The following is a 17,605-nucleotide window of genomic DNA, read 5'->3' as shown; positions in this document are numbered from 1 at the left end:
CTATTTACCTTCGCGGTAAGCCTTTTCCACTTCTTCAGCGATAATCGCAATGCCTTTTTGCATCATCTCATCATCTTGAACGTAGTTCATACGCAGGCATTGGTGCGCGTGATCCCACTCGTCTTGCTGACCAATAAAGAAATATTCACCAGGGACAATCAATACGCCACGCGCTTTCAAGCGTTGGTACAGTTCCATTGTTGTGATTGGCAGTTCATCAAACCATAACCACAAGAAGATAGCGCCTTCCGGCTTGTGGATGCGGAATCGCTCATCGGTAATTGCTTGTTGGAGCAGTTCAACCGCACGTTGTGATTTTTGCTTGTAGAACGGCTTAATCACCTCTGAACTCAGTTTAAGCAGATCACCTTTGCCAATTATATGGTTTGCCAGCGCTGGACCAACACTGCCCGGCGCTAGGCTGATGATGCCGTTCATATTGGTTAACGCTTGAGTGATTTCTTCACTCGCAATCACAATGCCACAACGCACGCCCGGTAAACCAAGCTTAGATAGGCTCATGCATAGGATGGTGTTTTCATTCCAGAACGGTTCGACATCTTCAAAGATGATGTTCGGGAAAGGTAGACCGTAGGCGTTATCGATGATCAGTGGGATGTTGTTCTCACGTGCTAGCTTGTCCAGCTTACGTACTTCTTCATCTGTCAGTACATTACCCGTTGGGTTAGTTGGGCGAGACGCGCAGATTGCCGCAACAGAGTCGTCGACGGCGAGTTGCTCAAAATCGACGTGGTATTTAAACAGGCCGTTATCTAACAGCTCGATTTCTGGGTGGTAAGAGATAAAGATATCTTCATCAATGCCAGCATCACCATAACCGATGTATTCAGGCGCGATAGGCAGTAGCACTTTCTTGTGCGAACCGTCTGGCTGTTTACCTGCCAACAAGTTGAACAAGTAGAAAAAGCCACTTTGGCTACCGTTAGTTAGGCTGATGTTTTTTTCGGAAATATCCCAGCCGTAAGTTTCACGGAATAACTGAGCTAGCGCTTTGACGAACGCGTCTTTACCCTGCGGGCCATCGTAGTTGGCGAGGGCGGCGACGAGCTCCCCACTGGCGAGCATTTCCTCACTGGCTTGGTGAAAGTAATCGAGCATGGCAGGAATGGCGGCAGGATTACCTCCACCGAGCATGATGGCACCTGGTGTGCGCAGACCATCATTCAAATCGTCCATTAACTGCGTAATACCTGAATACTGATTAAATTTTTCACCAAACTTTGAGAACTGCATGCTGACTTATACCTAATTCATTGTGATTGCTTTGTGTATGTTTATGCCGATGTTTTATCGGCTTATCGAGTAATCCTTGACCTTACCTCAATGTGTAATTAACGCAAAGTGTGAATTAAGCCGAAAAAGAAAAAAGTGCGTCATCAGACCAGAGGAACGAGACAAACGGGCAAAAAGAACAATAAAAAAGGGAAGCTTATGCTTCCCTTGCTGGTGGAGAGAGTGTGATTTACTCACCGGTGTAAACAATCAGCACCTTGTCGTCTTGGTATTGGCGTTCGAACGCGTAGTAACCTTCTTGGTTGCGAGTGATGTGCTTACCTTGAGCAACTGCTGGGTGGCGTTTACGGAATTCACCCAACTTTTGCCAATGTTGCAGTAGATCTTCTCGCTCGCCATGAATCTTGTCCCATGGCATATCTGAGCGTGTGCCTTGGTGGGCGTCTGAACCAGTAATGCCAAAATCACGAGCTATCTCATCACCGTAATAGATCTGTACTGCACCGGGAGCCAGCATCAGAGCATTTGCTGCACGTGCTTGGTCATCAAAGCTGCGGCTGCGCGCTGACCAAAACAGCTGTGTATCGTGTGAAGACAAGTAGCTCAACACGTTGAACTCAGGATCGGTATTGATGCGCTCTGCATAACGGCGGTAATCATTATCAAGTTGAGCGAAACACTTCAGTGCTTTTGGTGCTACGTCAGATTGGAACTCGAAGTTGATGATGGAATCGAAACCGTTATCGAAATACCTGCTCTTCACCACGCTGTGTGCCCACACTTCACCCGTCATCCAGAAAGGTAGGTCATCCAAGGCTTTGTCCGGGTTGTTTTGTTTCCATTGAGCAAGCGCTTGGGTGGTGCTGGCTTTCAACTCTGCCCACGCTTCCATTTCAACGTGTTTAGCGGTGTCGACACGGAAGCCGTCAATGCCATAGTCGCGCACCCAATCGGATAACCAGGTAATCAGGTGTTCACGTGGGGTTTGCAGCTCATCTTGCGCATTGGTGTCTTTATTGCGGAAGAAGTTTGGTAATCCGGTTTTCTGAGTTGATTCGGTTTTGAGATCCGGTAGGTAGTTCAAAGACATGGTGATGTCGTTGTAGCCCGGAGCATCGTAGTCGCCAATGTCGGTGCGAATCCAGTCTTTGCCCCACCATTTATCCCACGCTTCGCTATCACCGTATTTGATGTAGTCGTTGAAGCTGTGCCAGCTTTGTCCTGATTTTGGCTGCCAGTCGGTCCATTTTTCACCAAGGACTTGTTTGGCTTCTTGGTCATCAAGGTAAAGCTGACCAAAGCCGAATTCCTGCATGTCTGCTAATGTCGCATAACCTGTGTGGTTCATGACCACATCCCAAATCACGCGGATGCCTTTCTTATGGGCGGTATCGACGAAGGTTCTGAGTTCGTCTTCGGTGCCCATGTTCGCATCAAGCTTGGTCCAATCTTGGTGATAGTAGCCGTGGTAGCCGTAGTGCTTAAAGTCGCCTTTATCGCCGCCGCCAACCCAGCCGTGGATTTGTTCCAGTGGTGAGGTTATCCAGATAGCATTCACACCAAGTGATTCGATGTAATCGAGTTTTTTCGTCAGACCCGCTAAGTCACCACCGTGGAAGGTACCAATCTCATATTTTCCGTCTTTGCTGCGACCGTAGCTGTTGTCGTTGTCTGGGTTGCCATTGTAGAAGCGGTCGGTCATGACGAAGTACACCGTCGCATTGTCCCAACTGAACGGTTTGTCGGCTTGCTGTTCAACTTCTTCTAGCAGCAATAGACCTTGGCTCATAGGACCCGGTTGCATGGTGACACTGCCATTGGCGACAGTGGTTTCTTGTTCGGTTAAGGCATCACGAACGACAGTGCCATCATTAAAAGTTTGAGCAACGTTGATGGTTTTTGGCGTGTCAGTTGCGACAGGGCAAGAGTAGGTGATGTCCTGACTTTGTTTTGGTTTAATTTTTACCGTCAGTTCGTTGGTGGTTGGATTGAGCGTAAATTGATAGGTATTGGCTTTGAAGATGCGCAGCGGCATTTGTGCATCAGTGGCGCAATTATCCATTTTTAATGGACGATTGAATTTGATGCGATCTTCTTCTGCTAGGGCAAAGCTACTGCCACAGCTTTGCTTGCTGTCAGCAATGGTAAAGGTATAACTGCCTTTTTCGAGTTTTTGCTCAGCGACAAGTAAGCCTTGTGAGTTTTCCTCAAAAACAGCGGTGTCATCACCAACGTTTAATACGATGGCATTTTCTGGTATCTGGCTGCAGGCGCTCAGTAGACCGATAGAGAGTGCGAGAATTGTTTTTTTCATTGTGTCCTTCCCCCGAATAAACAGTCCAGTTATAGCAAAACTGTGCCTCTACAATCCGAGCTCTACACCAACAAGTTAAACGCGTCTCACCCTACAAATTTTAGTCTTGTTCACAAAATGAATAATAAGCGTCACCTTCATCGGTTTGAAGGCAACAAAAAAGGGAAGCATCTGCTTCCCTTTTACTTATTTCTTAATCACTTCGAAGAGTAATGAATTACTTTTGAAGCAAAGAAATGTCTGCGATCTGTAGGAACAGGTTACGCAGGTTGTTCAGTAGTGTCAGACGGTTCTTCTTAAGTGCTTCGTCGTCTGCCATTACCATTACGTTATCAAAGAATGCATCAACTGGTTCACGTAGGTCAGCTAGCTTGCTTAGGGCTTCTTGGTAGTTACCTGTAGCAAATGCTGGCTCTAGCGCTTCCGTCATTACTTCAACGCTTTCTGCTAGTGCTTTCTCTGCGTCTTCTTGTAGAAGTGCTAGGTCGATGTCTGCTGCTAGTTCGCCGTCGAATTTCGCTAGGATATTACCTACACGTTTGTTCGCTGCTGCTAGAGACTCTGCTGCTTCTAGTTCACGGAAGTGAGAAACCGCTTTAACTCGTTGGTCGAAGTCTGCTGGTTTCGTCGGACGGCGAGCTAGAACTGCTTGAATGATGTCTACACTGAAGCCTTCGTCTTGGTACCAAGCACGGAAACGACCAAGCATAAACTCGATAACGTCTTGTTCAACGTTGTCGTTGGTTAGGCGGTCGCCGAACAGTGACTTCGCTTTCGCTACTAGGTCAACAAGATCTAGGTTGTAGCCGTATTCAACGATGATACGTAGTACACCTAGAGATGCGCGGCGTAGTGCGAATGGATCGCTGCCTTTAGGTGCTTGACCAATACCGAAGATACCTACGATAGTGTCTAGCTTGTCTGCCATTGCAACTGCAGTTGAAACACCGTTAGATGGCAGTTCATCACCTGCGAAACGAGGCATGTATTGCTCGTTCAGTGCTACTGCAACTTCTTCTGCTTCACCGTCGTGGCGAGCGTAGTGCATACCCATAACACCTTGAGTATCCGTGAATTCGAATACCATTGAGGTCATTAGGTCACATTTTGCTAGTAGACCAGCACGCTTTGATTTCTCAACGTCAGCACCGATTTGCTCAGCAATGTAGCCAGCAAGCTCTGTGATGCGGTCTGTTTTGTCTTTGATCGTACCCAGTTGCTTTTGGAAGATCGCTTGCTCTAGTTCAGGCAGACGGTCGATAAGCGGACGCTTACGGTCTGTGTTGAAGAAGAATTCTGCGTCAGCAAGACGAGGACGAACCACTTTCTCGTTACCTTCGATTACGTAACGAGGCTCTTTTGATTCGATGTTCGATACGAAGATGAAGTTAGGTAGTAGCTTCTTGTTTTCATCGTAAACAGGGAAGTACTTCTGGTCACCCTTCATGGTGTAAACCAACGCTTCAGAAGGCACTTTTAGGAACTCTTCTTCAAACTTCGCTGTTAGTACTACTGGCCATTCAACAAGAGACGTTACTTCTTCTACTAAGTCATCTTCTAGGTCAGCGATACCGCCAACCGCTGCTGCCGCTTTTTGTGCGTCAGCGAGGATGATTGCTTTACGCGCTTCGTAATCTGCCATTACTTTACCGCGCTCTTCTAGGATTGCAGGGTATTGCTCAGCAGAATCGATAGTGAACTCTTGCTCACCCATGAAGCGGTGACCACGGATAGTGCGGTCAGAAGCAACACCAAGGATCTCGCCTTCGATTAGGTCGCTGCCCATTAGCATGGTTAGCGTCTTAACTGGACGGATAAATTGAGTCGTTTTGTTGCCCCAGCGCATTGGTTTTGCGATAGGTAGGTTTGCTAGTGCTTTCGCTGCAAGTTCAACGACGATCTCAGACGTTGGCTGACCTTTCACTTCTTGCTTGAACAGTAGCCATTCGCCTTTGTCTGTAACCATGCGCTCTGCTTGGTCAACCGTGATGCCACAACCGCGTGCCCAGCCTTGAGCCGCTTTTGTTGGGTTGCCTTCTGCGTCAAATGCTGCAGAAACCGCAGGACCACGCTTTTCAACGATTTTGTCAGACTGGCTTTCAGCCAATGCTGCGACTTTAAGCGCAAGACGACGAGGTGCCGCGAACCATTTCACGCCTTCGTGAGCAAGTTCAGCGCCTTTTAGTTCTGCTTCGAAGTTTGCTGCGAATGCTTCAGCTAGTGTGCGAAGTTGCGTTGGTGGTAGCTCTTCTGTACCTAGCTCGATTAGAAATTCTTTTGCCATGTTACTCTACCCCTTACGCTTGTTCTTTCTTACACATTGGGAAGCCAAGAGCTTCACGCGATGCGTAGTATGCTTCTGCAACTGCTTTAGTCAGGTTGCGGATGCGTAGGATGTAACGTTGGCGTTCAGTTACTGAAATCGCTTTACGTGCGTCTAGTAGGTTGAATGCGTGACCAGCTTTTAGAATGCGCTCGTAAGCAGGTAGTGGCAGTGGCTTTTCAAGCTCAAGCAGCTCTTTACACTCTTTCTCGCACTGTTCGAAGAAACCAAATAGGAATTCAACGTCTGCGTGCTCGAAGTTGTAAGTCGATTGCTCTACTTCATTTTGGTGGAAGATGTCACCGTAAGTCACTTTGCTGCCGTCTGGTGCGATGTTCCAAACTAGGTCGTAAACAGAGTCTACTTCTTGGATGTACATTGCTAGACGTTCGATACCGTAAGTGATTTCACCAGTTACTGGTTTACACTCAAGACCACCAACTTGCTGGAAGTAAGTAAACTGAGTCACTTCCATGCCGTTTAGCCAAACTTCCCAGCCCAGACCCCATGCGCCTAGTGTTGGGTTTTCCCAGTTGTCTTCTACGAAACGGATGTCGTGTACAAGAGGGTCAATACCAAGAACTTCAAGGGAGCCAAGGTACAACTCTTGAATATTGTCAGGCGATGGTTTTAGCGCTACTTGGAATTGGTAGTAGTGCTGAAGACGGTTAGGGTTTTCACCGTAACGGCCATCAGTAGGACGACGTGAAGGTTGTACGTAAGCTGTCGACATTGGCTCTGGGCCAAGCGCTCGTAGACAGGTCATTGGGTGAGAGGTACCCGCACCCACTTCCATATCTAGCGGTTGAACAATGGTACAACCATTTTGAGCCCAATAATCCTGCAGCGCGAGGATCATTCCCTGGAAGGTTTTGATATCGTATTTTTGCATAAGTCAGGTTCGCGCGATTCTCTTGTTACTCGTTAATTCGTCATCTATGCCGAGTTTTTCAACTCTAACAACGGCGATAAAGAGTAATTACGGTTGAATAAATTAACAATCTAGTATAACCAGATATTGAGCATGGGAGTAGAGCTAATCTTGATTAATTCGTGGGCGATTTTCTCCTTTAATGAATTTTTACCGCGTTATCTGCTGTATTTTTCCTAAAAGGGAGTTTTTGCCTGCTTTGGCTCTTGAGAAGCGCAACAAAGGTGGCTAGAATTGCGCCTGTCTTTGGGGAGTAGCTTACCTGATGAAGTTTCTGTTTCATCTGGTTCGTCCGTCAACATAATTGGTGCAAAATCACCATGGCGTTCGAGACTTGAAGCCTTTCAAGTTTAGCAAGACCTTAGACAAATCATCACGAACCGGGGTAGGGGCGTGAGGTTTGTCTTCGGTTAAAAATAATAATCCCTGCCCCAATGAGCATGTCGTGAGCGTTTTAGCTATTTCAATTACTACTGTAGCGTTAGCAGAAATTGGCGATAAGACCCAATTGCTATCTCTATTACTCGCAAGTCGTTACCGAAAACCAATCCCAATTATTGCAGCAATCTTTTTGGCAACTATTGCCAACCACGCTTTGGCTGCATGGTTAGGTGTGGTTGTCGCAGACTATCTATCACCTGAGATTTTAAAGTGGGTGCTGGTGGTCAGTTTTGTCGCGATGGCGGCTTGGGTTCTGATCCCGGACAAACTGGATGATGACGAACAGATTTCTAATCGAGGCCCATTTATTGCCAGCTTTATCGCGTTCTTCGTTGCGGAGATAGGCGATAAAACTCAGATCGCCACTTCCATCTTAGGGGCGCAATACGCGGATGCGTTAAGTTTGGTGATTATCGGTACCACAATCGGTATGCTGCTGGCGAATGTTCCTGTGGTCCTGATTGGTAAATTGTCGGCCGACAAGATGCCTTTAGGGCTGATCCGTAAAATCACCGCATTTTTGTTTATTGCTCTGGCAATAGGGGCTGCACTGTTCTGATTTTTTGCACGTGAAATGATGTGAGTTATCAATCATTAGTGGCGTGCTGCGCGAGTTCAAACTCTGACTCAAAATCGTTCCGTTGCGTGACGGATGACATATAAGTGTCATACTTGTCATGGTAGTTTAATGGTGTGAATGATAGCGAGAGGGCAAGTTTATGCTTACACGTTACATGGGGATGTCCCCGAAGAGTCAGAGTTATTTATTCACTTTTGGTTTAGCGCTGTGTTTACTAGCGATGGTGCTAACTGATATGTGGTTACCGATTGTAGCAGGATCGTTCGTTCTTACTGGATTGACAGTAGAAGCGTGGATTCGTGTCGCTCACATCATTCCTATGCATGAAGAGATGCGGGCAATGAAGAAACAACTTAACAAGCTCCAATCAGAAGTTCGCACACTCGAATACGACGAATAAACAAACGGCAGCCAATATTGGCTGCCGTTTTTAGTTCGACCAGATTATTCCAATCCTTTCTTGATCAGGTACTGATACGGAACTTGCTCCGTTTGTGCCGCAACTAATTGGTGGTCCATAAAGCGGCAGAAACTCGGAATGTCTCGAGTCGTGGATGGATCGTCTGCTTTGACCAGCAAAATCTCACCATCTTGCATGTTGCGAATTGTCTTCCTGACCATCATCACTGGCTCTGGGCAGCGCAGTCCTTCCGCCTCTAATGTCTTGTTTGCCAGTTCAGGATTAAAGCTCATAGTGTGATTCTCGTAACTAACTGAGCGTTGAATTTTACTTTCGTTGAAAAAATATTCAATAACCACTTGGCAAACCGAATTTTTTGTTTTACCTTAAATTAACAATTTGGTAACAACTGGCAAGGGAGAGGCAATGTTAACAGCGTTAGACAGACTTACGATTTACTCAGTGCTGTGTTTTATCTCGTTTTGTGCATTGGTACTCAGGACGCCAGCTGACACCTCTTTGACGCCTCTTGTAGGCATGGTTGCCACTATTATTGGGATTTGGATCGAGATGCGCAGATGGTCTGGCGCATCTGAGCAAGAAAATTAGCGCTTCTTGCTTGGATCAGAATGCTTTTAATAACGCTCACCTATTTTTTACCGACACTTCATTCCGACACTATCCCCATTTTTCTTGGGCTTCCCCGCTGAAAGGCGGGATTTTTTTTGCCTAAAGAGTACAATTTACCCAAACACATACAAAATAAGTGGCTAATTCGTGGAACTGGAAGATATCTATCGCCGAGATTTAAATTTACTGGTTGCGTTGCGAGTACTGATAGAAGAAAACAGTGTCAGTAAGGCGGCAACACGTCTGAACTTGAGTCAATCGGCAATGAGTCGTGTGCTTGGTCGTCTACGTGACTTGTTGGGAGACCCGCTGTTTACTCGTCAGGGACAGCATTTGATCCCAACTCAGAAAGCGTTAGAGATCGATCGCTCATTGGGCGAACCATTAGAGTCTTTACGTCAGTTGTTATCTCCGGTTGAGTTTGACCCATTGCAATGCGTGCAGACTTTCAACATCGTGACCACCGACTATGCCATGCAAACAATCTTACCGTTCGCTTTGCCGAGAATTTACCAAGAAGCGCCAAACGTGTCTTTCAACTTCTTACCACTGCAACACGACCGTTTATCAGATCAGCTCACTTATGAAGGTGCAGACTTAGCGATTTGTCGCCCGACAGGCCCGGTGGAGCCTCTACGCAGTGAAGTGTTGGGGCGAGTGGGGGTGCTGTGTATGCTTTCAAAACAGCATCCATTAGCGGATAAAGAAATGAGCTTGGATGATTATCTGAGTCATCCACATGCCATGATCGCCATCAGTGATGGTGTTAAGGCACTGATCGAACAAGCTTTGATGGAGAAACCTAAGCGTAAAATGGTTCTGCGGGCTTATCATTTAGAAGCCGCATTGGCGATCATGGATACCTTGCCAATTATCATCACAGTGCCAGCGGACTTGGCGTATCTGGTTGCCGAGCGTTATGACTTGGTGGTGAAACCGTTACCATTCCAATTCACGCCGTTTGAATACTCGATGATTTGGCATGCGCGTTGCGAGCATTCTCCCGCTCAAGAATGGTTAAGAACGATTGTGCGTGAAGAGTGTAGCCGTCTGATAGCTAAACGTATCGAAGATATGGGACTGAACTGCTAACAAAAAAGAGCCAGCAATGCCGGCTCTTCGTCTGTTTACACTGAGTCAGTGTTTATAGCTTGATAACCACACGACCCGTTACTTGACCGTTGGTGATGTCTTCTGCATATTTCGGTGCTTCAGCAAGAGCAACTTCAGTACACGCTTGCTCGAAGTAGCTGTCTGGTAGTAGCTCGACCAGCTTTTCCCATGCAGCGATACGTTTCTCTGTTGGGCACATTACTGAGTCCACACCTTGTAGGCGAACATTACGTAGGATGAACGGCATCACTGTGGTTGGTAGATCAAAACCACCTGCAAGACCACAAGCTGCAACTGCACTGTTGTAATCCATTTGCGCCAATACTTTAGCCAGTACTTTGCTGCCTACAGTATCAACCGCACCTGCCCATACTTGCTTTTCAAGTGGACGTGCTGGTTCTTCAAATTCAGTACGGTCGATGATGCGGCTAGCACCTAGTTTTTCAAGTAGCGGGCCATTTTTTTCTACACGACCTGTCACTGCAGCAACTTTGTAGCCAAGCTGTGCTAGAAGCGTTACTGCGACTGAGCCTACACCGCCACTTGCGCCAGTTACAAGGATTTCACCATTTTCAGGTTTGATGCCTGCATCAAGCAGTGCTTGAACACATAGCATGCCTGTGAAACCAGCAGTACCAACCATCATTGCTTTCTTGCTGTCTAGACCTTTTGGTAGTGGTACTAGCCAATCTGCTTTTAGACGAGCACGCTGAGACATACCACCCCAGTGGTTTTCACCCACGCCCCAGCCAGTAAGGACAACTTTGTCACCAGCTTGGTAGCGGTCGTCTTCTGAGCTTACTACCGTACCTGCTAGGTCAATACCTGGCACCATCGGGAAGTTACGGATGATTTTACCTTTACCTGTGATCGCAAGACCGTCTTTGTAGTTTAACGATGAGTAATCAACGTCAATCAGAACGTCGCCTTCAGGCAGTTGTGTTTCATCGATTTGCTCGATGTTAGCGATAGTACGTTTGTCTTCTTGATTTAGAACTAGAGCATTAAACATAAGGTTCTCCGATTGTGCGGTAGCATGACTCTGGGTCACATGCAGCAAGATATCAACTGGTCTAAGTGTATGTCTTCTTTGTCTATGAATAAAATGAAACTTGAGCATTTAATGTATGCTCTTCATGCATGTTTGATGTAAAACAAAGGGCGACATCAATTGTCGCCCTTAAGTGTAATACCAAAAATTTTAGTACTAGTTCATTTGCTTATGATTGTTGGCTCGATCACTACAACAACGTCTTGAACTGTTATGGTCGTTCAAATACTGTCGCAATGCCCTGACCCAAACCGATACACATGGTGGCCAGACCGTATTTCGCGTCTTTCGCTTCCATTAGGTTGATCAACGTTGTTGAGATACGTGAACCAGAACAGCCTAGTGGATGACCCAATGCTATCGCACCACCGTTAAGGTTGACCTTCTCATCCATAACATCAAGCAGGCCTAAGTCTTTAGCACACGGCAGAGACTGCGCGGCAAATGCTTCGTTTAGCTCAACCACATCCATGTCTTCAATTGAAAGACCGGCACGCTTGAGCGCTTTTTTCGTCGCAGGTACAGGACCGTAACCCATAATAGAAGGATCGCAGCCCGCAATGGCCATGCCTTTAATACGTGCACGAATCTTCAAGCCAAGTTCATTAGCTTTCTCTTCACTCATGATCAACATCGCTGATGCACCATCGGACAGAGCCGATGATGTACCGGCTGTTACTGTACCGTTTGCAGGGTCGAACACTGGGCGAAGTTGAGATAGACCTTCAACGGATGTTTCAGGGCGAATCACTTCGTCGTAATCCAGAGTGAACAGTGTGCCGTCTGCTGCGTGGCCTTCAATTGGTAGAATTTCATTTTTAAAACGACCCTCTACGGTTGCTGCGTGCGCACGAGCGTGAGAGCGAGCGGCAAAATCGTCTTGTTGCTCACGGCTAATACCATGTAATTTACCAAGCATTTCAGCCGTTAAGCCCATCATGCCCGCAGCTTTTGCTACGTTCTTTGACATACCTGGGTGAAAGTCTACACCGTGGTTCATTGGCACATGCCCCATGTGCTCAACACCACCAATTAGGCAGATTTCAGCATCGCCAGTCATGATGGCACGTGTACCATCGTGAAGCGCTTGCATTGATGAGCCACACAAGCGGTTCACCGTCACGGCGCCAATTTCAATCGGCAGACCAGCAAGCAGCGCCGCATTACGTGCAACGTTAAAGCCTTGCTCTAGTGTTTGCTGTACACAGCCCCAGTAGATGTCTTCAATCTCGCTTGGGTTCACTTGTGGGTTACGCGCAAGAATGCCTGTCATTAGGCGCGCAGATAGATCTTCTGCTCGTGTATGACGGAAAGCACCACCTTTAGAGCGACCCATTGGAGTACGTAGACAATCGACTACGACAACATTTCTTGTTTGATTAGTCATTTTAGAATCCCTCCTTAGATAGAACCTTGCTGTTGTGCACCGTAAAAGCTTTCACCTTTCGCCGCCATATCAATCAGCATTTGCGGTACTTGGTACATCGCACCTAGCTCGGCGTGTTGTTTTGCCATTTCAACGTATTCAGCAATACCCACGCTGTCTAGATAGCGGAATACGCCACCGCGGAATGGAGGGAAACCAAGACCATAAACCAGTGCCATATCCGCTTCTTGTGGAGTGGCAATGATGCCTTCTTGTAGGCACAGCACCACTTCGTTGATCATTGGAATCATCATACGTTGAATGATGGTCTGATCGTCAAAGTCCTGCTTATCGGCACAAACGTCAGCAAGTACCGGTAAGATCGCTTCGGAGAAGGTTTTCTTCGGCTTACCTTTTTTATCTATGGTGTAGCTGTAGAAGCCATTACCATTTTTCTGACCATATTTGTCTGCTTCGAACAGTGCATCAATCGCATCACGACCTTGTTTACCCATACGCTCAGGGAAACCCTCTGCCATCACAGCTTGTGCGTGGTGCGCGGTATCAATGCCGACTACGTCAAGCAAGTACGCCGGTCCCATCGGCCAGCCAAACTTACGCTCCATGACTTTGTCGATTTTCGTAAAGTCAGCACCATCACGAAGTAGCATGCTGAAGCCGCCAAAGTATGGGAACAATACGCGGTTAACGAAGAACCCTGGGCAGTCATTAACGACAATTGGTGATTTGCCCATTTTCGCAGCATACGCCACAACACGATTGATGGTTTCATCAGAGGTGTGCTCACCACGGATGATCTCAACAAGAGGCATACGATGCACTGGGTTGAAGAAGTGCATACCACAGAAGTTTTCTGGGCGTTTTAGTGATTTTGCCAATAGGTTGATAGGAATCGTCGAGGTGTTTGAGGTGATAACGGTGTCGTCACCGACATGGGACTCAACTTCACTCAAAACTGCTGCTTTTACTTTCGGGTTTTCAACGACAGCTTCAACAATCACATCAGAGTTTTCAATACCTGCGTAATGTAAGCTCGGTGTGATTGACGCTAAAATACCCGCCATCTTAAAGCCATCAATGCGACTGCGAGATAAGCGTTTATTCAGCAGCTTAGATGCTTCAGTCATGCCTAGGTCGAGCGACGCTTGTGCGATGTCTTTCATCAAGACTGGCACACCTTTTAGCGCTGATTGGTAAGCAATGCCGCCACCCATGATACCTGCACCTAATACGGCTGCACGTTGCGTGTCTTTACTTGCTGACTTCGCTGCTTTTTTCGCAATGCCTTTGATGTATTGATCATTAAGGAATAGGCCAACGAGTGATTTTGCTTCTTCCGTTTTAGCCAATTTCACGAAGTGCTTACGTTCAATGTCTAACGCTTCATTACGTGCAAAGCGAGCACCTTCTTCAATCGTGATAACGGCTGTCATTGGGGCAGGGTAGTGAGGACCTGCTTTTTGTGCCACCAGACCCTTCGCCATGGTGAAGCTCATCATTGATTCAAGCTTACTCAGCGTTAGCGGAGATGTTTTCTGTGCTCGGCGTGCTTGCCAGTCAAGTTTCTCATTAATTGCAGAGTTAAGAGTTTGTAGTGCTGATTCGTATAAAGCATCAGTCTCTACAACAGCATCGAGTAAGCCAATTTTCAATGCTTCATCAGCTCGGCATGCTTTACCTTGGGTGATGATTTCCATTGCGCTGTCTGCGCCAATAACGCGAGGTAAGCGTACACAACCACCAAAGCCCGGCATGATTCCCAGTTTCGTTTCTGGTAGGCCGATGCTGGTGGTTTTGTCACCAATACGCATGTCTGTTGCTAGCACACATTCACAACCGCCACCAAGAGCGTGGCCTTTGATCACTGAGATGGTCGGAACGGGTAAGTCTTCTAGTTTGTTAAAGATGCTATTAGCAAATTGCAGCCATTGGTCGAGCTCGGCATCCGTTTTAGCAAACAGACCTAAAAACTCGGTAATGTCTGCGCCTACAATGAATGCGTCTTTATCTGAAGTGAGCAACAACCCCTTGAGGCCTTGATGGGCAATGAGCGCATCAAGAGCTTTATCTAGCGATTCTAATGTCGCTAGGTCGAGTTTGTTGACGGATTTTGGAGAGCAGAAGCTTAGCTCTGCAATACCATCTTGTATTTCCTTTACCTGTAGGGTTTCGGCTTGGTAAATCATTGTCTATCTCCATGACATACAATCGTGGATTGTCTGTATACCTATTTCAACGACGCCGTGTACCTCGGCAAATAGGTATCGAGGAAGTCGTTTTATTTTTGTTCTGGTTTGACCAGTAAAGTTAGTTTGGATCGTGGATTGTTTAATTTCAATACATTTTTTAAACAAGTGTTTAACATTGTGCGCTGTGGCAGATCTTATGCGACGGGTAAATCACACTCGTGATAGACTTCAGGCAAATAGACATGAATCCATAATCCTATGAATGACAAGCCTTATCTGATTCCAGCAGAGCCCGCTCAATTTGAAGAAGAAATTAAAAAGAGCGTCTTCATTACTTATTTGGCACACACGCCAAGTATCGAAGCAGCAAAAGCATTTGTTGATCAAATCAAAGCTAAACACGCTGATGCCAGACATAACTGTTGGGGCTTTGTTGCTGGTCGCCCGGAAGATTCAATGAAATGGGGCTTTAGTGATGATGGGGAGCCGTCCGGAACAGCAGGCAAACCAATCCTGGCGCAGCTGTCTGGCTCTGGGGTGGGGGAGATCACGGCTGTGGTCACGCGATACTCTGGTGGAATCAAGTTAGGTACAGGCGGCTTGGTTAAAGCGTATGGGGGTGGGGTTCAACAAGCGCTCAAGCTGCTTCAAACTATTGAGAAAAAAATAACCACAAAGCTCAGACTAACGTTAGACTATGGGTTTATGCCTATCGCACAATCAATCATGCCGCAATTTGGCGCGATAGAAGTCGAGGCTGAATACAGCGATCAGGTCGTATTAGTGGTGGAAATTGAGCTTCGAGAAGTGAGCGCGTTTACCCAAGCAATCATCAATAAAAGCGGGGCAAAGGCAATTGTCACTCCGCCAGACGGACAATAATGAAAAACAGGAAGCAACAGGGACAGCTTCGCTAGTCAATTTATCCATGCAATTTCGTTCAATTATTCGAATCGTCGGGCTACTGCTCGCACTCTTTAGTGTCACTATGCTTGCGCCAGCACTCGTTGCGCTGATCTATCGAGATGGTGCAGGTGTGCCTTTTGTCACGACATTTTTTGTTCTGCTGTTTTGTGGGGCCGTTTGTTGGTACCCAAACCGCAGGTATAAGCACGAGCTTAAAGCTCGAGATGGCTTTCTTATTGTCGTTCTGTTCTGGACAGTACTTGGCAGCGCAGGCTCGATCCCCTTTCTCATTGCTGACAACCCGAACGTCTCAGTGACAGATGCGTTTTTTGAATCGTTTTCTGCTCTCACGACGACCGGGGCGACCGTTATTGTTGGTTTGGATGAGTTACCTAAAGCGATTCTATTCTATCGACAGTTACTGCAGTGGTTCGGCGGTATGGGAATTATCGTATTAGCGGTGGCGATTTTGCCAGTACTTGGCATCGGTGGTATGCAGCTTTACCGCGCCGAGATCCCAGGTCCAGTCAAGGATACTAAAGTGACGCCGCGCATAGCAGAAACTGCTAAGGCGCTTTGGTACATCTATTTGAGCCTGACTATCGCCTGTGCTTCGGCTTTTTGGTTAGCTGGTATGACGCCATTTGATGCCATCAGTCACAGCTTTTCCACCATTGCCATTGGTGGCTTCTCTACCCACGATGCCAGCATCGGATACTTTGATAGTTACGCGATTAACCTGATTACGGTGGTTTTTCTGCTTATATCTGCATGTAATTACACACTGCACTTTGCTGCATTTGCATCAGGTGGCGTACATCCCAAGTATTACTGGAAAGATCCTGAGTTTCGCGCCTTCTTGTTTATTCAAGTGCTGCTATTTATCATTTGCTTTCTATTATTACTGAAACATCACTCTTACACATCGACATACGATGCTTTCGATCAGGCTCTGTTCCAAACCGTATCAATATCCACAACAGCGGGCTTTACGACAACAGGTTTTGCGGATTGGCCGCTCTTCTTACCTGTGCTGTTATTGTTCTCTTCCTTTATAGGTGGTTGTGCTGGTTCAACAGGCGGCGGCATGAAAGTGATCCGTATCCTGCTTCTTACCTTACAAGGTGCGCGTGAACTAAAACGTTTAGTCCATCCACGCGCGGTTTACACCATCAAAGTAGGTGGCAGTGCCCTACCGCAACGTGTTGTCGATGCGGTTTGGGGTTTCTTCTCCGCATACGCATTGGTATTTGTGGTTTGTATGTTGGGGTTGATTGCAACAGGAATGGATGAGCTCAGTGCGTTCTCGGCGGTGGCTGCGACTCTGAACAACCTCGGTCCTGGCTTGGGAGAAGTGGCGCTTCACTTTGGTGATGTTAACGACAAAGCAAAATGGGTATTAATAGTTTCTATGCTGTTTGGTCGTTTGGAAATCTTTACCTTACTTATTCTACTTACGCCGACGTTTTGGCGTAGCTAAGGGGAAATCGTGGCAAAAGCATTATTTCTATACTCTTCCCGCGAAGGGCAGACTAAAAAAATTCTCCACTATATAGATGAACAACTTCCAGACTTCGATTGTGAGCTGGTGGATTTACATAATGTCGAGACGATTGACTTCAGCCAATACGACAGAGTATTGATAGGCGCCTCTATTCGCTATGGCCATCTTAATAAAAAGCTATACCAGTTTATTGAGCGAAACCTCAATCAATTGGAGCAAAATAAAGTGGCATTTTTCTGCGTAAACCTAACCGCTCGTAAAGAGGACCAAGGAAAGGATACACCTGAAGGTAGTGCCTACATTCACAAGTTCCTAATTAAGTCGCCTTGGAAACCAACGCTAATAGGTGTTTTTGCTGGTGCACTTTATTACCCACGTTACAGCTGGTTCGACAGAACTATGATTAGGTTCATTATGTCGATGACGGGTGGCGAAACTGATACGACCAAAGAGGTGGAGTACACCAATTGGGAAAAAGTGGCTCTTTTCGCAGATAAATTCAGAGAACTGTAGAAATAACGTGCTCTTTTGACCGCTTTTGATGCAAATTTATCCGAACGATAAAAAAATCAAAAAAAACGA

15 protein-coding genes are annotated in these 17,605 nt (G+C 46.7%); 7 read left to right on the top strand and 8 right to left on the bottom strand.

Going from position 1 to position 17,605, the window contains the following annotated elements; genetic code table 11:
- From R7Q09_RS20720 to glyQ, 4 genes are all read right to left on the bottom strand, one after another.
- Positions 1–1,254 (bottom strand): valine--pyruvate transaminase, encoded by a 1,254-nt coding sequence (locus tag R7Q09_RS20720; protein ID WP_017635592.1) that lies wholly within the window; start codon positions 1,252–1,254, stop codon positions 1–3.
- A gap of 229 nt (positions 1,255–1,483) precedes the next feature.
- Positions 1,484–3,568: an alpha-amylase gene (locus R7Q09_RS20715; protein WP_318071147.1), complete on the bottom strand. Its 2,085-nt coding sequence runs from the start codon at positions 3,566–3,568 to the stop codon at positions 1,484–1,486.
- Positions 3,569–3,785: 217 nt separating this feature from the next.
- On the bottom strand, positions 3,786–5,852 hold the full coding sequence (glyS, locus tag R7Q09_RS20710) for a glycine--tRNA ligase subunit beta (RefSeq protein ID WP_213969039.1): 2,067 nt from the start codon (positions 5,850–5,852) through the stop codon (positions 3,786–3,788).
- Positions 5,853–5,865: 13 nt separating this feature from the next.
- On the bottom strand, positions 5,866–6,783 hold the full coding sequence (glyQ, locus tag R7Q09_RS20705) for a glycine--tRNA ligase subunit alpha (protein ID WP_005383818.1): 918 nt from the start codon (positions 6,781–6,783) through the stop codon (positions 5,866–5,868).
- A gap of 484 nt (positions 6,784–7,267) precedes the next feature.
- On the opposite strand from glyQ, the gene R7Q09_RS20700 reads away from it, so the two are divergent.
- Positions 7,268–7,822 carry a TMEM165/GDT1 family protein gene (locus R7Q09_RS20700; RefSeq protein ID WP_005378877.1) on the top strand — a complete coding sequence of 185 codons (555 nt, stop codon included), beginning with the start codon at positions 7,268–7,270 and terminating at the stop codon, positions 7,820–7,822.
- 160 nt (positions 7,823–7,982) lie between these two features.
- Positions 7,983–8,243 (top strand): hypothetical protein, encoded by a 261-nt coding sequence (locus R7Q09_RS20695; protein WP_005378878.1) that lies wholly within the window; start codon positions 7,983–7,985, stop codon positions 8,241–8,243.
- Positions 8,244–8,287: 44 nt separating this feature from the next.
- Here the strand turns inward: R7Q09_RS20695 and tusA are convergent, their stop codons facing one another.
- Positions 8,288–8,536, bottom strand: coding sequence for a sulfurtransferase TusA (tusA, locus tag R7Q09_RS20690; RefSeq protein ID WP_005378879.1), 249 nt, complete (start codon positions 8,534–8,536; stop codon positions 8,288–8,290).
- 133 nt (positions 8,537–8,669) lie between these two features.
- On the opposite strand from tusA, the gene R7Q09_RS20685 reads away from it, so the two are divergent.
- Both R7Q09_RS20685 and R7Q09_RS20680 read left to right on the top strand, forming a co-directional pair.
- Positions 8,670–8,852 (top strand): hypothetical protein, encoded by a 183-nt coding sequence (locus R7Q09_RS20685; protein WP_005378880.1) that lies wholly within the window; start codon positions 8,670–8,672, stop codon positions 8,850–8,852.
- Between the two features lie 168 nt (positions 8,853–9,020).
- A complete protein-coding gene (locus tag R7Q09_RS20680) occupies positions 9,021–9,965 on the top strand; it encodes a LysR family transcriptional regulator (RefSeq protein ID WP_005378881.1) in 945 nt (314 codons plus the stop codon).
- A 52-nt stretch (positions 9,966–10,017) separates the two neighbouring features.
- Here the strand turns inward: R7Q09_RS20680 and R7Q09_RS20675 are convergent, their stop codons facing one another.
- From R7Q09_RS20675 to fadB, 3 genes are all read right to left on the bottom strand, one after another.
- Positions 10,018–10,998, bottom strand: coding sequence for an MDR family oxidoreductase (locus R7Q09_RS20675; RefSeq protein ID WP_005378882.1), 981 nt, complete (start codon positions 10,996–10,998; stop codon positions 10,018–10,020).
- 250 nt (positions 10,999–11,248) lie between these two features.
- On the bottom strand, positions 11,249–12,424 hold the full coding sequence (gene fadA, locus R7Q09_RS20670; RefSeq protein WP_318071146.1) for an acetyl-CoA C-acyltransferase FadA: 1,176 nt from the start codon (positions 12,422–12,424) through the stop codon (positions 11,249–11,251).
- A 14-nt stretch (positions 12,425–12,438) separates the two neighbouring features.
- The gene (fadB, locus tag R7Q09_RS20665) at positions 12,439–14,610 is read right to left on the bottom strand and encodes a fatty acid oxidation complex subunit alpha FadB (RefSeq protein ID WP_318071145.1); all 2,172 of its coding nucleotides are present in this window, start codon (positions 14,608–14,610) and stop codon (positions 12,439–12,441) included.
- Between the two features lie 261 nt (positions 14,611–14,871).
- On the opposite strand from fadB, the gene R7Q09_RS20660 reads away from it, so the two are divergent.
- Genes R7Q09_RS20660 through hemG form a run of 3 tightly spaced genes read left to right on the top strand, consistent with a single transcriptional unit; the run spans position 14,872 to position 17,536 of the window.
- Positions 14,872–15,495, top strand: coding sequence for a YigZ family protein (locus tag R7Q09_RS20660; protein ID WP_318071144.1), 624 nt, complete (start codon positions 14,872–14,874; stop codon positions 15,493–15,495).
- 46 nt (positions 15,496–15,541) lie between these two features.
- Positions 15,542–16,999: a TrkH family potassium uptake protein gene (locus R7Q09_RS20655; protein ID WP_005378893.1), complete on the top strand. Its 1,458-nt coding sequence runs from the start codon at positions 15,542–15,544 to the stop codon at positions 16,997–16,999.
- Between the two features lie 9 nt (positions 17,000–17,008).
- On the top strand, positions 17,009–17,536 hold the full coding sequence (gene hemG, locus R7Q09_RS20650; RefSeq protein ID WP_054577148.1) for a menaquinone-dependent protoporphyrinogen IX dehydrogenase: 528 nt from the start codon (positions 17,009–17,011) through the stop codon (positions 17,534–17,536).
- The last annotated feature ends 69 nt before the right edge of the window (positions 17,537–17,605 follow it).

The sequence above is a fragment of the Vibrio sp. 2130-1 genome (assembly GCF_033339515.1).
Note: the sequence above shows the minus strand (reverse complement) of the source record. Positions and strands in the feature narration are given on the sequence as shown.